This is a genomic window from Mycolicibacter arupensis (assembly GCF_002086515.1).
In the GTDB taxonomy this organism is placed as follows: Bacteria; Actinomycetota; Actinomycetes; order Mycobacteriales; family Mycobacteriaceae; genus Mycobacterium; species Mycobacterium arupense.
Window position 1 is genome coordinate 40,325 of record NZ_MVHH01000010.1, and the last position, 15,485, is coordinate 55,809.

The 15,485-nt window shown below is 68.9% G+C and carries 14 protein-coding genes; 9 read left to right on the top strand and 5 right to left on the bottom strand.

All coding sequences use genetic code 11. From position 1 onward, the window contains the following. The first annotated feature begins 11 nt into the window (after nucleotides 1–11). Both BST15_RS07075 and BST15_RS07080 read left to right on the top strand, forming a co-directional pair. Complete coding sequence (locus tag BST15_RS07075; protein WP_046187730.1) at nucleotides 12–884, top strand: alpha/beta fold hydrolase; 873 nt, start codon at nucleotides 12–14, stop codon at nucleotides 882–884. Continuing rightward, nucleotides 884–1,207 (top strand): TfoX/Sxy family protein, encoded by a 324-nt coding sequence (locus BST15_RS07080; protein WP_046187731.1) that lies wholly within the window; start codon nucleotides 884–886, stop codon nucleotides 1,205–1,207. Before BST15_RS07075 ends, BST15_RS07080 begins: the two co-directional genes overlap by 1 nt. On the opposite strand, the gene BST15_RS07085 is transcribed toward BST15_RS07080, so the two are convergent. Beyond that, complete coding sequence (locus tag BST15_RS07085) at nucleotides 1,204–1,791, bottom strand: TetR/AcrR family transcriptional regulator (RefSeq protein ID WP_046187794.1); 588 nt, start codon at nucleotides 1,789–1,791, stop codon at nucleotides 1,204–1,206. The two genes, BST15_RS07080 and BST15_RS07085, sit on opposite strands and share 4 nt — an antisense overlap. A gap of 53 nt (nucleotides 1,792–1,844) precedes the next feature. On the opposite strand from BST15_RS07085, the gene BST15_RS07090 reads away from it, so the two are divergent. Then, complete coding sequence (locus BST15_RS07090) at nucleotides 1,845–2,441, top strand: TetR/AcrR family transcriptional regulator (protein WP_046187732.1); 597 nt, start codon at nucleotides 1,845–1,847, stop codon at nucleotides 2,439–2,441. A gap of 74 nt (nucleotides 2,442–2,515) precedes the next feature. After that, nucleotides 2,516–4,300 (top strand): flavin-containing monooxygenase, encoded by a 1,785-nt coding sequence (locus BST15_RS07095; protein ID WP_234708180.1) that lies wholly within the window; start codon nucleotides 2,516–2,518, stop codon nucleotides 4,298–4,300. A 15-nt stretch (nucleotides 4,301–4,315) separates the two neighbouring features. Here the strand turns inward: BST15_RS07095 and BST15_RS07100 are convergent, their stop codons facing one another. From BST15_RS07100 to BST15_RS07115, 4 genes are read right to left on the bottom strand one after another with little or no spacing between them, the layout of a single operon-like run. Continuing rightward, nucleotides 4,316–5,449 carry a Zn-dependent alcohol dehydrogenase gene (locus BST15_RS07100; protein WP_046187733.1) on the bottom strand — a complete coding sequence of 378 codons (1,134 nt, stop codon included), beginning with the start codon at nucleotides 5,447–5,449 and terminating at the stop codon, nucleotides 4,316–4,318. A gap of 10 nt (nucleotides 5,450–5,459) precedes the next feature. Continuing rightward, nucleotides 5,460–6,704, bottom strand: coding sequence for a glycosyltransferase family 4 protein (locus BST15_RS07105; protein ID WP_046187734.1), 1,245 nt, complete (start codon nucleotides 6,702–6,704; stop codon nucleotides 5,460–5,462). Nucleotides 6,705–6,759: 55 nt separating this feature from the next. Continuing rightward, complete coding sequence (locus BST15_RS07110) at nucleotides 6,760–8,295, bottom strand: 1,4-alpha-glucan branching protein domain-containing protein (RefSeq protein ID WP_046187735.1); 1,536 nt, start codon at nucleotides 8,293–8,295, stop codon at nucleotides 6,760–6,762. Beyond that, nucleotides 8,292–9,089 carry a methyltransferase domain-containing protein gene (locus BST15_RS07115; protein ID WP_046187736.1) on the bottom strand — a complete coding sequence of 266 codons (798 nt, stop codon included), beginning with the start codon at nucleotides 9,087–9,089 and terminating at the stop codon, nucleotides 8,292–8,294. Before BST15_RS07115 ends, BST15_RS07110 begins: the two co-directional genes overlap by 4 nt. A 197-nt stretch (nucleotides 9,090–9,286) precedes the next feature. On the opposite strand from BST15_RS07115, the gene BST15_RS07120 reads away from it, so the two are divergent. The 5 genes from BST15_RS07120 to BST15_RS07140 all read left to right on the top strand — a co-directional run bounded on the left by BST15_RS07120 (nucleotide 9,287) and on the right by BST15_RS07140 (nucleotide 15,428). Beyond that, on the top strand, nucleotides 9,287–10,078 hold the full coding sequence (locus BST15_RS07120) for an electron transfer flavoprotein subunit beta/FixA family protein (RefSeq protein WP_046187737.1): 792 nt from the start codon (nucleotides 9,287–9,289) through the stop codon (nucleotides 10,076–10,078). 38 nt (nucleotides 10,079–10,116) lie between these two features. Continuing rightward, the gene (locus BST15_RS07125) at nucleotides 10,117–11,073 is read left to right on the top strand and encodes an electron transfer flavoprotein subunit alpha/FixB family protein (RefSeq protein WP_046187738.1); all 957 of its coding nucleotides are present in this window, start codon (nucleotides 10,117–10,119) and stop codon (nucleotides 11,071–11,073) included. An 11-nt stretch (nucleotides 11,074–11,084) separates the two neighbouring features. Continuing rightward, a complete protein-coding gene (locus BST15_RS07130; RefSeq protein ID WP_264002438.1) occupies nucleotides 11,085–13,865 on the top strand; it encodes an ATP-binding protein in 2,781 nt (926 codons plus the stop codon). 91 nt (nucleotides 13,866–13,956) lie between these two features. Then, complete coding sequence (locus BST15_RS07135; protein WP_046187739.1) at nucleotides 13,957–14,703, top strand: SDR family oxidoreductase; 747 nt, start codon at nucleotides 13,957–13,959, stop codon at nucleotides 14,701–14,703. Beyond that, a complete protein-coding gene (locus BST15_RS07140) occupies nucleotides 14,700–15,428 on the top strand; it encodes an SDR family NAD(P)-dependent oxidoreductase (RefSeq protein ID WP_046187740.1) in 729 nt (242 codons plus the stop codon). The genes BST15_RS07135 and BST15_RS07140 overlap by 4 nt, the downstream gene beginning before the upstream one ends. The last annotated feature ends 57 nt before the right edge of the window (nucleotides 15,429–15,485 follow it).

The window sequence follows — 15,485 nt, forward strand, 5'->3', positions numbered from 1 at the left end:
GGGAGACGGGTATGACGGTCGCAGAACGGCCCGCGTGGGTCGACGACACTTTGTTCCCGTTCGAGAGTCGGTTCCTCGACCTCGACGGAAACCGGGTCCACTACATCGACGAGGGATCGGGGCCGGTGCTGCTCTTCCTGCACGGAAACCCCACCTGGTCATTCGACTATCGCAAGATCATCGAGGAGCTGCGCTCGGAATTTCGTTGTATTGCCGTGGATTACCCCGGCTTCGGACTGTCCACGGCAGCGCAGGGGTATCGGTACCTGCCTACCGAACACGCCGCGGTGATCGGCGCGTTCGTCGACGCGCTCGCGCTGACCGGGGTCACGGTGGTGGTGCACGACTGGGGTGGGCCCATCGGGCTGGCGGTGATGCAGCAGCGCCCCGAGATCTTCGAACGGCTGGTGTTGTCCAACACGTGGGCCTGGCCGGTCGGGGCACCGCTGGTCCAGGCCATGTCCCATGTGTTCGGTAGTCCCATCGGACGCCTGTTGATCCGGCAGTTCAACCTCTTCGTCAAGGTGATGATCCCCGTCGGCCACCGGCTGTCCAAGCCCTCCCGCGCGGAGATGGCTCACTACGAAAACGCTTTGGACAGCCCGTCGCGGCGCGAGGCGGCAGCGGTCTTTCCCCGCGAGATCACCGCGAGCCGGGCCTTTCTCGCCGACGTCGCATCCGGGTTGCCGGCGATAGCGGATCGCCCGGCGTTGATCGTCTGGGGCGACGCCGACTTCGCCTTCGGGGACAGCGAGTTGCGGCAGTGGGAACAGACGTTGACCAACCGCCAGACCGTCATCATCACGGGTGCCGGCCATTTCGTTCCCTCGGATGCGCCCGAACAGTTCGCGGCGGCGATCCGCACCTGGCACCCGGGGCCATAGTGGCCTACGACGCCGCGTTGGCGGAGCGTGTGCGGGCGATATTGGCCTCCGATGGTCCGCCGGTGCTGGAGAAGGCGATGTTTGGCGGCTTGGCCTTTATGGTCGCAGGCAAGATCGCGGTCGCTGCGATCGCCGGCGGCTTACTGGTGCGCGCCGGCGTCGCACGAGCCGACGAGCTGGTGCGCACCACCGCGGCCCAGCCCATGGAGATGGGCGGACGGACCATGCGCGGCTGGGTCCATGTCGATGGTGAGCATGTCGGGAGCCGGCATCAGCTCGCCGAATGGCTCGACATCGGAATCGCTGCTGCCGCAAGCGCCTAGAAGCAGGGCGCGGAGAACAGCGTGCCGCGGAGCAGATCCTCGGCGCAGCTCAGCGTGGCGCTGTAGGCGTCCGGCGACAGCTGCGCGGCCTGCTCGGTCAGCCCCCGCGTCAACGCGTACACCGCATCGGCGGCGCCCTGGGTGTCGACTTCTGTCGCCAGTGATCCGCCGCGTCGAGCCTCGTCGACGAGCTCGCCGAGGACAACACGCAACGGCGCCGGGGCGCCGACCGCGCGTTCGAAGGCGGCCAGATGCGGGTGGTCCCGGCTCACCCGATCGGCTTCGGCGACAACCGCGGCGAGCCGATCCGCCACGGTGTCGCCGCGCTGTGCCGCGGCGTGCAGGCGGGGCAGCGCGATCTCTTTCGCGGCGGTCACGGCCGCCGCCAGCAGCTCGGCCTTGTTCGGAAAGTAGTGGTACAGGCTGGCGCTGGTCATCTCGGCGGCGGTGGCGATCTCGCGGATGGTGGCACCCGAAGGTCCGACTGTGGCGACACGCCGGATCGTTGCGGTGATGATCCGCTGGCGGGTCTGTGCGCTGCTGGTTCCAGCCGGTCGACCCCGCGGCGAGGGCGTCAGGGGCATGATCACCTCAGACTAGTCCGCTTTCCGCCGTCGACGGCTGCGAGGATGTCTGCATGTCGACACCGCAGCTGGGCCGCCCGGTCGGCGCAGACGGCGGTCAGACTCGCCGGCGGATCATTTCCGCCACCATCGCGTGCGTGGCCGATGTGGGCTACGCGCGGACCACGATCCGTCAGATCGCGAGCACGGCAGGTGTCACCAGCGCCAACCTCTACAACTACTTTCCGAACAAGGCCGACCTGGTGGCAGCCGCGATCGCCGCGCGCGCCGAGATCGCGTTACCGCGGCTGCGCCGCGCCGCCGAGCGCCCCGGCACGGTCGTCGAACGGATCGAGGCCGTGCTGGACGAGTCCGGCGATCTCATGCGTGAGCATCCGGATCTCGCGACGTTCGAGTGGGCGATTCGCGCACAGAACGCCGTCACCGTGTATCCGGGCGAGGACGGCGGCGAGGGGCTCCGGGCGCTGCGCGACATCATCGCCGGGATCGTCGATGACGGCACCGGCGGCGGGCGGCCGGCGGTCGAGGTGGTCTATGCCCTGGTCTATGGCCTGACCGAGTTGGCGGCCACCGGATCGGCGGAGACGTATCACGCAGCGCTGGCCGCCGCGAAGCGCCTGATCAGAGGTACTTTGTTCATCGCCCATTGATATGATCAACTGATTGATTCTAAGCTGATCGGTGTCCCTGAGCCGGCTGTGTGGTGTTCCGGAGGTGCCCGATCGTGACCGACATTCGGGAGCGGGACGAGGGCTGCGCCGCGGCGGCCCAAGACTTTGACCCGAACGCCCTGCGTGAGAAGTACGGTCGGGAGCGCCAACGGCGACTGCGCGACGACGGGATCGGCCAATACGTCGAGGTGGCGGGTCGCTTCGCCCGGTTCGCGCACGACCCGTGGGCGGACCAGGGATTCACCCGCGAGCCGTTGTTCGACGAGGTCGACGTCGCAATAGTGGGAGCAGGTTTCGGGGGGCTGCTGACCGGTGCCCGGCTGCGGGAGCTCGGCGTGGAAAGCATTCGGCTGATCGACAAGGCCGCCGACGTCGGGGGCACCTGGTACTGGAACCGGTATCCGGGCATCGCCTGCGACGTGGAGTCCTACGTCTACATGCCGCTGCTGGAGGAACTCGGCTACACCCCGACCGAGAAATACGCCAAGGGCCCGGAGATCTTCGCGCACTGCCAGCGCATCGCCCGCCACTACGACTTGTACTCCGATGCCTGCCTGCAGACCGAGGTCACCGAAATACGTTGGGACGCCACGGTGTCGCGCTGGGTGATCACGACCGATCGCGGCGACGCATTCCGGGCCCGATTCGTTTCCATGGCCAATGGCTACCTGCAGAAGCCGAAGCTGCCCGGTATCGGCGGCATCGACCAGTTCCGCGGCCGCATGTTCCACACCAGCCGCTGGGACTACGACTACACCGGAGCGGACCTGGCGCAGCTCGCCGACAAGCGGGTCGGGATCGTCGGCACGGGTGCCACCGCAATCCAATGCGTGCCTCGCCTGGCCCAGGCGGCCGGTCACCTGTACGTCTTTCAGCGCACGCCGTCGACCGTGGATGTACGCGGCAACCGGCCGACCGACCCGCAGTGGGCTGCCGGGTTGGCGCCGGGCTGGCAACAGCGTCGTATGGAGAACTTTCAGATCCTGACCGCTGGTGGTCAGGCCGACGAAGACCTCGTCGACGACGCGTGGACCAGCCTGGCCAAGCAGATGCCGATCGTCGACCAGGATGGCCCGAACGCCGCCGAGATGGCCGACTTCGCCAAGATGAACGAGATCCGCGGCCGCGTCGACGCGTTGGTGGACGATCCGGCTACTGCCGAGGCACTCAAGCCGTGGTACGGGTACTACTGCAAGCGGCCGTGCTTCCACGACGAATACCTGCAGGCTTTCAACCGTGACAATGTCAGCCTGGTCGACACCCGGGGGCGCGGCGTCGAGCAGATCACGGCATCCGGTGCGGTGGTCGACGGAGTCGAATATCGGCTGGACTGCCTGATTTTCGCGACGGGATTCGAGGTGGGCACCGACTACTGCCGGCGCACCGGTTTCGAGATCATCGGGCGCGGCGGCGTGACCCTGACCGAGAGGTGGGCCGACGGTGTGCGCACCTTCCACGGCCTGCACGTGAGCGGCTTCCCGAACTGCTTCATCGAGAGCATCGCCCAATCCGGATTCACGGTGAACTTCCCCTATCTGATCGATACCCAGGCGCGGCACGTGGCATGGGTGATCGCCGAGGCGTTGCACCGGGAGGTGGCCGCGTTGGAGGTCACTGCGGAGGCGGAACAGAGCTGGGTCGATGCCGTGGTGGCCCGTTCCGACGTCATCGCCGGCCGGCGCGAGACGTGCACGCCCGGTTACTACAACCGCGAGGGCCACGCGAGCGCACGGCTGCGCCAGGACAGTTTCTTCTTCGGAAGCCCCACCGAATACGCCGACATCCTGGCTGCGTGGCGAGAATCCGGCACCCTGGAAGGGTTCGCCGTCAGCCCATGAGGCGCGCGCATGCGGTCAGAGGTCGAAGTCGATGACGCCCCTGATCAATTCGCCCGCGGCTAGGTCCTCGTAGGCCTGGTTCACGTCGTCGAGCCGGTAACGCTTGGTGACCATCTCGGCGAGTTGCAGGCGACCCGCCTCGTAGAGGGTGGCCAATAGCGGGATGTCGGTCCGCGGATTGCAGGAGCCGAAGACGGTGCCGCACAGCGTCTTGTTCATCAGCATCATGTCCTGGGGATCGAGGCCCGTGCGTGTGCCCTGCGCCGCCATGCCGGTCAGCACGCAGGTCCCGGCCTTGCGGGTCAGTCGCAGCGCGTCCTCGACGTCGGTGTCGGTGACGACGGCGGGCGACAGCACCACGGCGTCGGCCATCACCCCGCGGGTCAGGTCGCGCACCATCTCGATGGCCTGCGCCGAGCTGGACGCGGTGTGTGTGGCACCGAAAGTGCGGGCCGAATCCCTCTTGAAGGCAACGGGATCCACCGCAATAATCCGGGCGGCACCGTTGATGCGGGCGCCCTGGACGGCTGCTGTGCCGATGCCTCCCACCCCAATGACGACGACGGTGTCGCCGCCGCGCACGCCAGCGCGATAGGCCGCCGACCCGTATCCGGTCGGCACCGCGCAGGCCAACAGGGCGGCGGGTACCAGGGGCAGGTGCGGGCCGATCTTGACCAGCGAGGCGGCGGACACAACGGTGTGCTCGGCGAAGGCGCCGATCTTGGAGACGTGCGCCAGATCGCGGCCGTCGCAGCCGTGGTGGCGGAAGGTGCCGTCGGTGGGCATTCCGGGCAGCATCGTTGCGGCACCTGCATCGCAGATGTACTCCATACCCGAAGAACACCAACGGCATTGACCGCACACCGCGACGAAGGACGTCACCACGTGGTCGCCGGGGGACAACCCGGTGACGCCCTCGCCCACCTCGACGACCACTGCCGAGCCCTCGTGACCGCCGATCGTCGGCGCGCCGGGAGCCTCCTGATCCGGTGGGGCCAGGTGGCCCTGACGGATGTGTTCGTCGGAGTGGCACAGACCCGCGGCGGCCATGCGGACCAGAACCTCGCCGGCGCGCGGCGGATCGAGCTCGAACTCCTCGACCGACCAGGGCTCGCCGTAGGTGCGCAGGATCGCGGCGCGGCTTCGCATCTGGCCGGATCTACCGGTCCGGCAGTGCGTGCTCGATGATCGGCCGGCGAGGCTGCGGCTCCCGCTCGCGGCGTTTGGCCGCCAAGTAGACCTGGGCGGTCTCGTCGGCGACGGTGTGCCAGTCGAAGTCGGAGCTGAGTCGCTCCCGGGCGGCCACGGCGCGATGTTGTGCCGCGGCGGGGTCGTCGAGAACGTGGCAGACCGCGGCGGCCAGGGCAGGCACGTCGCGCGGCGGGCACGACATCCCGGTTTCGCCGTTGATGACCGCTTCGCCCAGGCCGCCGACATTGGCCACCACCAACGGGGTTCCGGCCGCGGCCGCCTCCAGCGCCGCCAGCCCGAACGGCTCGTAGTGACTGGGCAGCGCTGCGGCATCGGCGGAGTGCAGCCGTGCCAACAGTTCCTCATGGTCGAGCCGCCCGACGAACCGGGTTGCCTTGAGCACCCGATTCTTTCGGGCGCACTCGATCAGCCAGTCCTGCTGGGTGCCGTCGCCGGCAACGGTCAGCGTGGTGCCCGGGTGCGCCCGGCGGATCCGCGGCAGGGCGGCGATGATGTCGTGGACGCCCTTCTCGTATTCGAGTCGTCCGACGAACAGGATCTCCGGCGGTCCGCTGCGGGGCTGGCGGCGGGCGAACGGCCAGCGTGCGGCGTCGATTCCATTGCGGATCACGGTGGTCTCGGGCAGCCCGGGACCGAACAGGTCGGTGATCTCATCGCGCATCGAGGCCGAACAGGTGATGAGCGAGTCCGATTCGAGGACCAGCCACGACTCCACCGCATGCACCTGACGACTCAGCTTCCCCGACACCCAGCCGGAGTGACGCCCCGCCTCGGTGGCGTGAATCGTGGAGACCAAAGGCACGTCATAGAATTCGGCCAGTGCGATCGCCGGATGTGCCACCAGCCAGTCGTGGGCGTGCACCAGATCGGGGCGCCACACACTCTGGCCGCCGTCCATCTTCAGTGACAGGCCGGCGCGGACCATCGAATGGCCCATCGCGAGTGTCCAGGCCATCATGTCGTCGCCGAACGAGAACTCGTGCGGATCCTGCGCGGCCGCGACCACCCGCACACCCTCGCTGATCTCGTCCGAGGAGGGGTGTGTGCTCGGATCGGTGCCGTAGGGCCGTCGGCACAACACGACGACCTCGTGCCCGGCGGCGGCCAGCGCGGTCGACAGGTGGTGGACATGGCGACCCAGTCCGCCGATCACCACAGGCGGGTATTCCCACGACACCATCAGGATCTTCACGCGGCGGATCCGTTCTGACGCGCACGGACGCCATGCGAGGTACGGAAGCGGGGGGTCACCGTGGCAGCCTACGGGCATCGAGCGCGCCGAACAGACCGTCGGCCTTATTCCAGCCGTCGGCCAGACGCACCGCGGTGTCGCGGTGGCCGCCCGCCAGTGCGCCGGCGATCTCCCGGGTGGCGTGGGCGTGCAACTGGGCGCGGTAGCGGGCGTAGTCGGCCGCGGAGTCCTTGCTCACCATGAACGGCCAGTCGCTGGACACCGTCAGCAGCGCCTCACGCAGGATCTGGTCGGCGACCCGGTCGCGCGGGGTGGGCCCGGACGGCGTCGCCGTCTGCGTCAGCGCCTTGTCCACGGCGCCCAGCGCGGTCTCGACCACCTCGGAGTTGAGTTGCACCAGGTCAGCGACCTGCTCGCCGGACCACACCCGCCAGTCCTTGCCTGAGCCCCAGGAGCTCGGCGGCAGTTCGACCGGCTCGCCGACGTAGCCGGCGTTGATGGCATCGGAGAGGGTGCCGACGCGAACTCCGGCGGCCGGAAGCGCCCGCAGGACTCGCGCCAGCCAGGTCGGTCCCTCGTACCACCAGTGGCCGAACAGCTCGGTGTCGAAGGCGGCGACCACGTGGGCCGGGCGGCCGATCCGTTCCGATTCGGCCTGGAGGCGGCCCCGTACCACCCCGACGAAGTCGGCCACGTGAGCGTCGATGGCGGCATCGGCGCGCTGCGGGTCGTACGGCGCCTTCTGCTCGGGGGAGACGTTGCGGCCGGTGACCCGGGACGGTTTCAACCCGGTGCGATGGTCGTAGGTGTGGAAATCCCGGTAGGCGTCATGCCCCGGGTAGCCCGACTTCGGTGACCACACCCGGTAACTGACGGCAAGGTCTCGGCCGAAGGCGACCACATCGGAGTCGCCGACGGGTCGGCCCAGGGTCGTGTCGCCGTGCAGCGACGGGCCGTCGACCATGAAGTGCGAGATCCCGGCGGCGGCGTACTCGGTTTCCAGCCCGGGGGTGTACGCGCACTCGGGCGCCCAGATCCCGGTGGGAGTGTGGGCCAAGCGTGCCCGCGCGTCGGCCAGACCCTCCTGCAGAGCGAACTGACGCAGTCGCGGGGCCAGCAGGGGCTGGAACGGATGAGCCAGCGGACCGCCGAGCAATTCCACCGTCTCGGCCGTCACCAGCTCCCGCAACAAGGGGCTGGCGCCGTGGCGCCACAGCAGGGCGAATTCCTCGAGGGCCTGTTCGGCCGCGGCGCTTTCATGCAGCCCGAAGGGGCGGATGTCGGACAAGGTGGTGGCCTGGGCGGCGCGCAGCTGCCAGTTCGCCAGCCAGTGATGCATCCCGTCCAGGCAGTAGGGGTCGTCGAGCTGGGCTGCGACCACCGGCGTCACGCCCAGGGTCAGGAGGTTCCGCCGTCCTTCGGCAGCCAGCGTCCGCAGCACCCGGACCAGGGGCAGGTACGCCGCCGACCACGATTGGTAGAGCCACTCCTCGCCGACGGGCCAGCGGCCGTGGTGGGCCAGCCAGGGCAGATGGGTGTGCAGTACCAGGGTGAACAGGCCCGGTACCGAGCCGTTGGATTCTTCGGTCACGGCCGCACCGCGATCGCCACCAGATCCAGGCTGTCATCGATCTCGCGCTGCGAGGCACTCAGAATATCGAAGTCGTCGCTGGAGACGGCGGCGATGTCGGCCAGCAGCTCGGGCGGCCAGGGCGCGTCGGCGACGGCCCGAGCGATCTGGGCGTCGATGATCGAGCCGCCGTGGCGGGCGTCCATCTCGGCGAGCGCCGGTCCGTGAAAGACCCCGTACATGCCCTCCACGGTGAAACCGCCGTCGACCAGCATCTCGGTCAGTTCGGCCGCATTGAGTTCGCGGGTGTGGAACGGGTTGATCGGCGTATCGCGGCCGGGGGAGAAGGTGATCCGGTTGGGGGTCGAGATCATCAGCAGGCCGCCGGGGCGAAGCACGCGGGCGCATTCGGCGATGAACTGTGCCTGATCCCAGAGGTGTTCGATGACCTGGAAATTGACCACGACATCCACGGACGCGTCGGGAAGGGGCAACTCGGCGAGGTTGCCCTGGACGGCCTCGACGCGCGGGTACCGGGCCTGTACATGCGCCACTGCCGAATCGTCGTAATCCACGCCGATCACCCGCCGGGCCACTCCTGCGATCAGGTCGGCGCCGTAGCCCTCGCCGAATCCGGCTTCTAGGACGTCGCGGCCGCTGCAGCGCGGTGCCAGGTGTTGATAGACCACCTCGTGACGCCGGAACCAGTAGTTCTCGATGTCGAGTCCGGGGATCGTGCGCTCGCCGGTCAGGGGCAGCGCGGCGTCGCCGGGCAGCGTGCCGGTGGGGTCTCCGGCGGGATTCGTAGATTTCATCGCACAGGCAGGCTAACGCGAAGGGCGTGGTCCGCGAACCGGCTACCCCGCACTGGCAATATCACGACCCGCTACGCTGTACAGGCGAACCGCACTAAGTTACCGGTGAGTAACATCCGTGTGCGGCTGCGTGAATCGCTACCGAAGTCTTGTAGCCCGCCGCTGCAGGACCCCTTCGAGGAGGACGAACCACACTCATGACGAACATCGTGGTCCTGATCAAACAGGTCCCAGACACCTGGTCGGAGCGCAAGCTCAGCGATGGCGACTTCACGCTGGACCGTGAGGCAGCCGATGCCGTGCTCGATGAGATCAACGAGCGGGCCGTCGAAGAGGCGTTGCAGATCCGCGAGGCCGAAGGCGCCGAAGGCACCGTCACGGTGCTGACCGCCGGACCGGAGCGGGCGACCGAGGCCATCCGCAAGGCACTGTCGATGGGCGCTGACAAGGCCGTGCACATCCTCGACGACGGCATGAAGGGTTCCGACGTCATCCAGACCGGTTGGGCGCTGGCGCGCGCGCTGGGCGCCATCGAGGGCACCGAGCTGGTCATCGCCGGCAACGAGTCGACCGACGGCGTCGGCGGTGCGGTTCCGGCGATCATCGCCGAGTACCTTGGTCTGCCCCAGCTGACCCACCTGCGCAAGCTGACCGTCGCAGACGGCAAGGTCACCGGCGAGCGCGAGACCGATGAGGGTCTTTTCACCCTGGAGGCCTCGCTGCCGGCCGTGGTGAGCGTCACCGAGAAGATCAACGAACCGCGCTTCCCCTCCTTCAAGGGCATCATGGCCGCCAAGAAGAAGGAAGTCACTGTGCTCACGCTGGCCGAGATCGGCGTCGAAGCCGACGAGGTCGGTCTTGCCAACGCCGGCTGCAAGGTGACCGCTTCGATCCCGAAGCCGCCGAAGACCGCCGGTGAGAAGGTGACCGACGAGGGCGACGGCGGCACCAAGATCGCCGAGTACCTGGTCGGCCAGAAAATCATCTAAGCGCTCCCCGGACCTGGAAGAAGACGGAAGAAACAGACATGGCTGAAGTACTTGTGCTCGTGGAGCACGCTGACGGAGCGCTGAAGAAGGTCAGCTCCGAACTGATCACCGCCGCGCGTGAACTCGGCGAACCGTCCGCGGTCGTCGTCGGCGCCCCCGGCACCGCCGCGCCGCTGGTGGACGGCCTGAAAGAGGCTGGCGCCGCCAAGATCTACGTCGCCGAGTCCGACGTGGTGGACAACTACCTGCTCACCCCGGTCGTCGACGTGCTGGCCGGCCTGGCCGAGTCCGCTGCCCCGGCCGCGGTGCTGATCGCCGCGAACGCCGACGGCAAGGAGGTCGCCGGCCGGCTGGCGGCCCGCATCGGTTCGGCACTGCTGGTCGACGTGGTCGAGGTCAAGGCGGGCGCCAAGGTGCTCCACTCGATCTTCGGTGGTGCCTACACCGTCGAGGCCGAGCCCACCGGCGACACCCCGGTCATCACGGTGCGGGCGGGTGCCGTTGAGCCCGCCCCGGCCGCGGCTGCCGGTGAGCAGGTCACCGTCGAGGTGCCCGCCGCCGCCGAGAACGCCACCAAGGTCACTTCGCGTCAGCCGGCCGTGGCCGGTGACCGCCCGGAGCTCACCGAGGCGCCCATCGTGGTGGCCGGCGGTCGAGGTGTCGGCAGCGCGGAGAGCTTCTCGGTGGTCGAGGAACTGGCCGACTCGCTCGGTGCTGCTGTGGGCGCTTCGCGTGCCGCGGTGGACTCGGGCTACTACCCGGGTCAGTTCCAGATCGGCCAGACCGGCAAGACGGTTTCGCCGCAGCTGTACATCGCACTGGGCATCTCCGGCGCGATCCAGCACCGGGCCGGCATGCAGACGTCCAAGACCATCGTTGTGGTCAACAAGGACGAGGAAGCGCCGATCTTCGAGATCGCCGACTACGGCATCGTCGGGGACCTGTTCAAGGTCGCCCCGCAGCTGACCGAGGCGGTCAAGGCTCGCAAGGGTTAAATTCACTCTGCGTGAGCACTCGTCAAAACCCCCGCACGCCTGGCGTGTCGGGGGTTTTGCCGTCTCTGCGGGGGCGGGACGCCGAATGCCTGCAGCTGCGCGAGATGCTGGCCGCCGCCCGCGCAGGACGCAGTCAGGTGCTGGTCCTGCGGGGAGAGGCCGGGATCGGCAAGACCGCCCTGCTGGACTACCTGGCGCAATCCGCTCCGGATTTCCAGGTGGTGCGGGCCGCCGGAGTGGAATCCGACATGGAGCTGGCGTTCGCCGGGCTGCAGCAACTGTGCGCACCGCTGGCAGACCGGTCCGAGTCGCTGCCCGAACCGCAGCGCGAAGCCCTGGCCATCGCCTTCGGCATGAGCACTGGGGCCGCACCCGACCGGTTTCTGGTCGGTCTGGCGGTGCTGGGACTGCTCGCCGGAGTGGCCGCTCGGCAGCCCCTGGTGTGTCTCATCGATGACGCCCAGTGGCTTGACCGGGTCTCGGCTCAGACGCTGGGCTTCGTCGCCCGCCGGTTGCTGGCCGAACCCATTGTGCTGGTGTGCGCGCTGCGTGAGCCGGTCGAGGGCCTGACCGGTCTGCCGAAGCTCATGCTGCGCGGCCTGACTGAGGCGCACGCACGGGCGCTGCTGGAGTCGGCGGTGCCGGGCCGGATCGACCCCCAGGTGGCCGATCGGATCGTGGCGGAGACGCATGGCAACCCGTTGGCGCTGGTGGAGTTGCCGGGTGGACTGTCCGCGGCAGAGCTCGCCGGCGGCTACCAGCGCCCGGACGTGGTTCCGGTCGCCGGCCAGATCGAACGCCACTATCTGGCGCGGATGCATGCCCTACCCGACGACACCCAACGGCTGATGCTGGTCGCTGCCGCCGAACCGGTGGGGGACACCGCGCTGTTACTGGGGGCCGCGCGGGTGCTGGGACTGTCTGCGGCGGACCTGGGCCCGGCCCAGGAGGCAGGCCTGGTCGAGATGGGCGCGCGGGTGCGGTTTCGGCACCCCCTGGTGCGCTCGGCGATCTACCGTGCGGCGGTCCTGCAGGACCGGCGAGACGCCCACCGTGCCCTGGCGCAGGCCACTGATCCGGCGCACGACCCCGACCGGCGAGCCTGGCATCGTGCCCTCGCGGCGGTCGGTCCCGACGAATCGGTTGCTGCCGAACTCGGCCGTAGTGCCGGCCGGGCGGCGCAGCGCGGTGGAGCGGCCGCTGCGGCGGCGTTCTTGGCCCGCGCCACCGAGCTCACTCCGGATGCATTCCAGCGCGGGGCCCGCGCCCTCGAAGCCGCCGAAGCCAAGATCGCCGTGGCCGAATTCGATAGCGCCGGTGAGCTGCTGGCCACCGCCGAGCTGGCGCCGCTGGACGAGCTGCAACGTGCACGCCTGGCTCGGATGCGCGCTCAGCTGGCATTCACCCGCGGCCGCGGCAGCGGGGACGCGCCCACCATCCTCGAATCCGTACACCAGTTCTTCAGCGCTGCAAGTCATTTAGAGCCCCTCGATTCGGAGATGGCGCAGCAGACCCTGTTGGAGGCGGTCAGCGCGGCGATGTATGCCGGCCGGGCCTTCGGCGACCACGTACGCCGCCACACCGCCGCAGCACTGGCCGCAGGATCGCAGCGGCTCCCGCGCCGGCCGCCGGATCTGCTACTGCGGGCATTGACCACCAGGATCAGCGCAGGGGCACAGGCCGGTTACGTGCCCCTGCGTGAGGCGGTGGCGGCGATCACCCCGCAAACCTGGTCCTGGCAAGCATTTCCGGTGGGCCACGAGGCCGCCGTGCACGACTTGTGGGACGACGAATCGTGGCATCGGATCGCAGACGACGCCGTGCGCGTCGCGACCGACACCGGCGCACTGGGCATGATGCCGACCGCGCTGGCCACCCGGGCCGGGGTGCACGTGCTGGCGGGGGAATTCGCCGCGGCACGAGCGCTCCTGGCCGACGCCGATGCCTTGGCGGCCGCGACGGGCCAGACACCGGTGCGCTATCACGCCCTGACTTTGGCGGCATGGACTGGCCACGAGGCTGAGGCGAGCGCACTGATCGAGGCCACGGCGCGTAGCGGGGCGGCTCGTGGTGAGGGCCGGATCGTCGCGTTGATCGGCTACGCATCGGCGATCCTGAACAACGGGCTGGGCCGCTACCAGTCTGCCTGCGAGAGCCTTTGCCGTGCACTGGAGTACGAAGATCTGGGCCTGTACGGGATGAACCTGGCAGAACTGGTGGAAGCCGGCGTTCGAGCGGGTGAACCGGAGCTGGCCGGCGGTGCCCTGGCGCAGCTGCAGGAGCGCACCACGGTCAGCGCGACGGACTGGGGCCTGGGAGTGCTGGCCCGCTCGCGTGCGCTGACGGCCGATGAAGCGACCGCCGAGGGGCACTACGTCGAAGCGATTGAGCGGCTGACGCGCACCCGAATCGCCGTCGACCTCGCACGCGCGCACCTGCTGTACGGCGAATGGCTGCGCCGGGAGAAACGACGCACGGACGCCCGGGCTCAGCTACGGACGGCCCACGCGATGTTCACCGAGTTCGGGGCGCAGGCTTTCGCGCAGCGCAGCCGGCGCGAACTGCAGGCGCTGGGGGACAAGGCCAGCCCCGCCGCAGCGGCCGCCGGTGAGGTTCTGACACCCCAGGAACGCCAGATCGCGGACCTGGCCGGCGCGGGTCTGACCAATGCCGAGATCGGGGCGCGGCTGTTCATCAGTGCCCACACCGTCGAATGGCACCTGCGCAAGGTCTTCGCCAAGCTGGGAATCCGCTCGCGCCGCGAACTGCGCGCCACCGCCACGCACCGCTGAGCCCAGACTACGGACTTTCCAGGGTTCCCCCGCCCACCTCGGATGCCAGGGTCGAGGTAGTCAATCCGTGCTGAGCGAGAGGGTGTTGAGGATGAAGATCACAGTGATGGGTGCCAGCGGGCAGATCGGCACCAAAGTCATCGAGCTGCTGCGCGCCGCAGGCCACGAGACGGTGGCGGCGGCCCGCAATACCGGAGTCGACGTGCTCACCGGAGAAGGCCTCGCCGAGGCCCTGGCTGGAGCCGACGTGTTGGTGGACGTGCTCAATTCGCCGGACTTCGCCGATGGCCCGGTGTTGGAGTTCTTCACCAAGTCCACGACCAATCTGGTGGCCGCGGCTCAAGCCGCTGACGTCGGTCACTACGTCGCGCTGTCCATCGTGAACTGCGACGGTCTGCCGGACAGTGGCTACATGCGGGCCAAGGTCGCTCAGGAGCGCATCATCGCCGGCTCCGGATTGCCCTACACGATCGTGCGGGCCACGCAGTTCCACGAGTTCGCCGACGGGATCGTCGCCTCGATCACCGTCGACGGTGAGGTGCGGGCCCCCGAAGGCCTGATCCAGCCGATCGCCGGCGCCGAGGTGGCCGCCGAAGTGGTTCGCGCCGCTCAAGGGGCACCCGCGGACGGGATCGTCAACATCGGCGGACCCGAGAAGCTCACCTTCGCCGAACTGGCCGCACTGGTGTTGGCCGCACGCGGTGAAACCCTGCCGATCACCGTCGACCCGTCGGCGCTCTATTTCGGCACCGAGATCGGACGCACCGGACTGGTCACCGGCGACGACGCGATCCTGGCACCCACCCGACTGGCCGATTGGCAGGAGGCGGCCCGGTGAAGGATCTGGCGGGCCAGCGGGCACTGGTGACCGGCGGGACCTCGGGCATCGGGCTGGAATCGGCGCGGCTGCTGGTGCGCCACGGCGCCGAGGTGATCATCACCGGCCGTTCGAAGGAGCGGGGTGCCGCGGCCGTCGCCGAACTCGGCGGTGCGGTGCGATTCGTGGCCGCCGACCTTGCCGACCTGGATTCGGTGAGCTCATTGGTGCGGGAGTGCGGCGACGGCGTGGACATCGTGGTGAACAACGCCGCCAGCTTTCCCGGTGCACTCACGGTGGAACAGGACGTGGCGTCGTTCAGTTCGACGTTCGACACCAACGTGCGCGGTGCCTATTTCCTGGTCGCCGGGTTGGTTCCGGGGATGCTGAGCCGTGGGCGGGGCAGCATCGTCAACGTCACCAGCATGGTCGCGCACAAGGGTGTTCCCGGCGCATCGACCTACAGCGCCTCCAAAGCCGCTCTGGAATCGTTGACACGGACCTGGGCCGCCGAATTCGGTCCCCACGGGGTCCGGGTGAACAGTGTGGCACCGGGTCCGACCGCCACTGAGGGCGTCGCCGCGCAATGGGGCGACGTCAATGACGAACTGGGCCGGTCACTTCCGCTCGGGCGGACCGCGCGCGCCGGCGAGATCGCCGAAGCCGTACTCTTCCTCGCCTCGCCGCGGTCCAGCTTCGTCACCGGCTCGACGCTGCATGCCGATGGCGGCGGAGCCGCTGCCTGAGTCGGCCCGGCCTGCGCTGAGATTGCGCCGAGGGTCGCAACGCCCGTAAAGGCACGA

Coding starts and splice junctions, on each gene's coding strand:
- BST15_RS07115 (WP_046187736.1), bottom strand. CDS start 9,089: ATGAAATCTACGAATCCCGCCGGAGACCCCACCGGCACGCTGCCCGGC.
- BST15_RS07100 (WP_046187733.1), bottom strand. CDS start 5,449: ATGCGAAGCCGCGCCGCGATCCTGCGCACCTACGGCGAGCCCTGGTCG.
- BST15_RS07085 (WP_046187794.1), bottom strand. CDS start 1,791: ATGCCCCTGACGCCCTCGCCGCGGGGTCGACCGGCTGGAACCAGCAGC.
- BST15_RS07120 (WP_046187737.1), top strand. CDS start 9,287: ATGACGAACATCGTGGTCCTGATCAAACAGGTCCCAGACACCTGGTCG.
- BST15_RS07125 (WP_046187738.1), top strand. CDS start 10,117: ATGGCTGAAGTACTTGTGCTCGTGGAGCACGCTGACGGAGCGCTGAAG.
- BST15_RS07135 (WP_046187739.1), top strand. CDS start 13,957: ATGAAGATCACAGTGATGGGTGCCAGCGGGCAGATCGGCACCAAAGTC.
- BST15_RS07090 (WP_046187732.1), top strand. CDS start 1,845: ATGTCGACACCGCAGCTGGGCCGCCCGGTCGGCGCAGACGGCGGTCAG.
- BST15_RS07075 (WP_046187730.1), top strand. CDS start 12: ATGACGGTCGCAGAACGGCCCGCGTGGGTCGACGACACTTTGTTCCCG.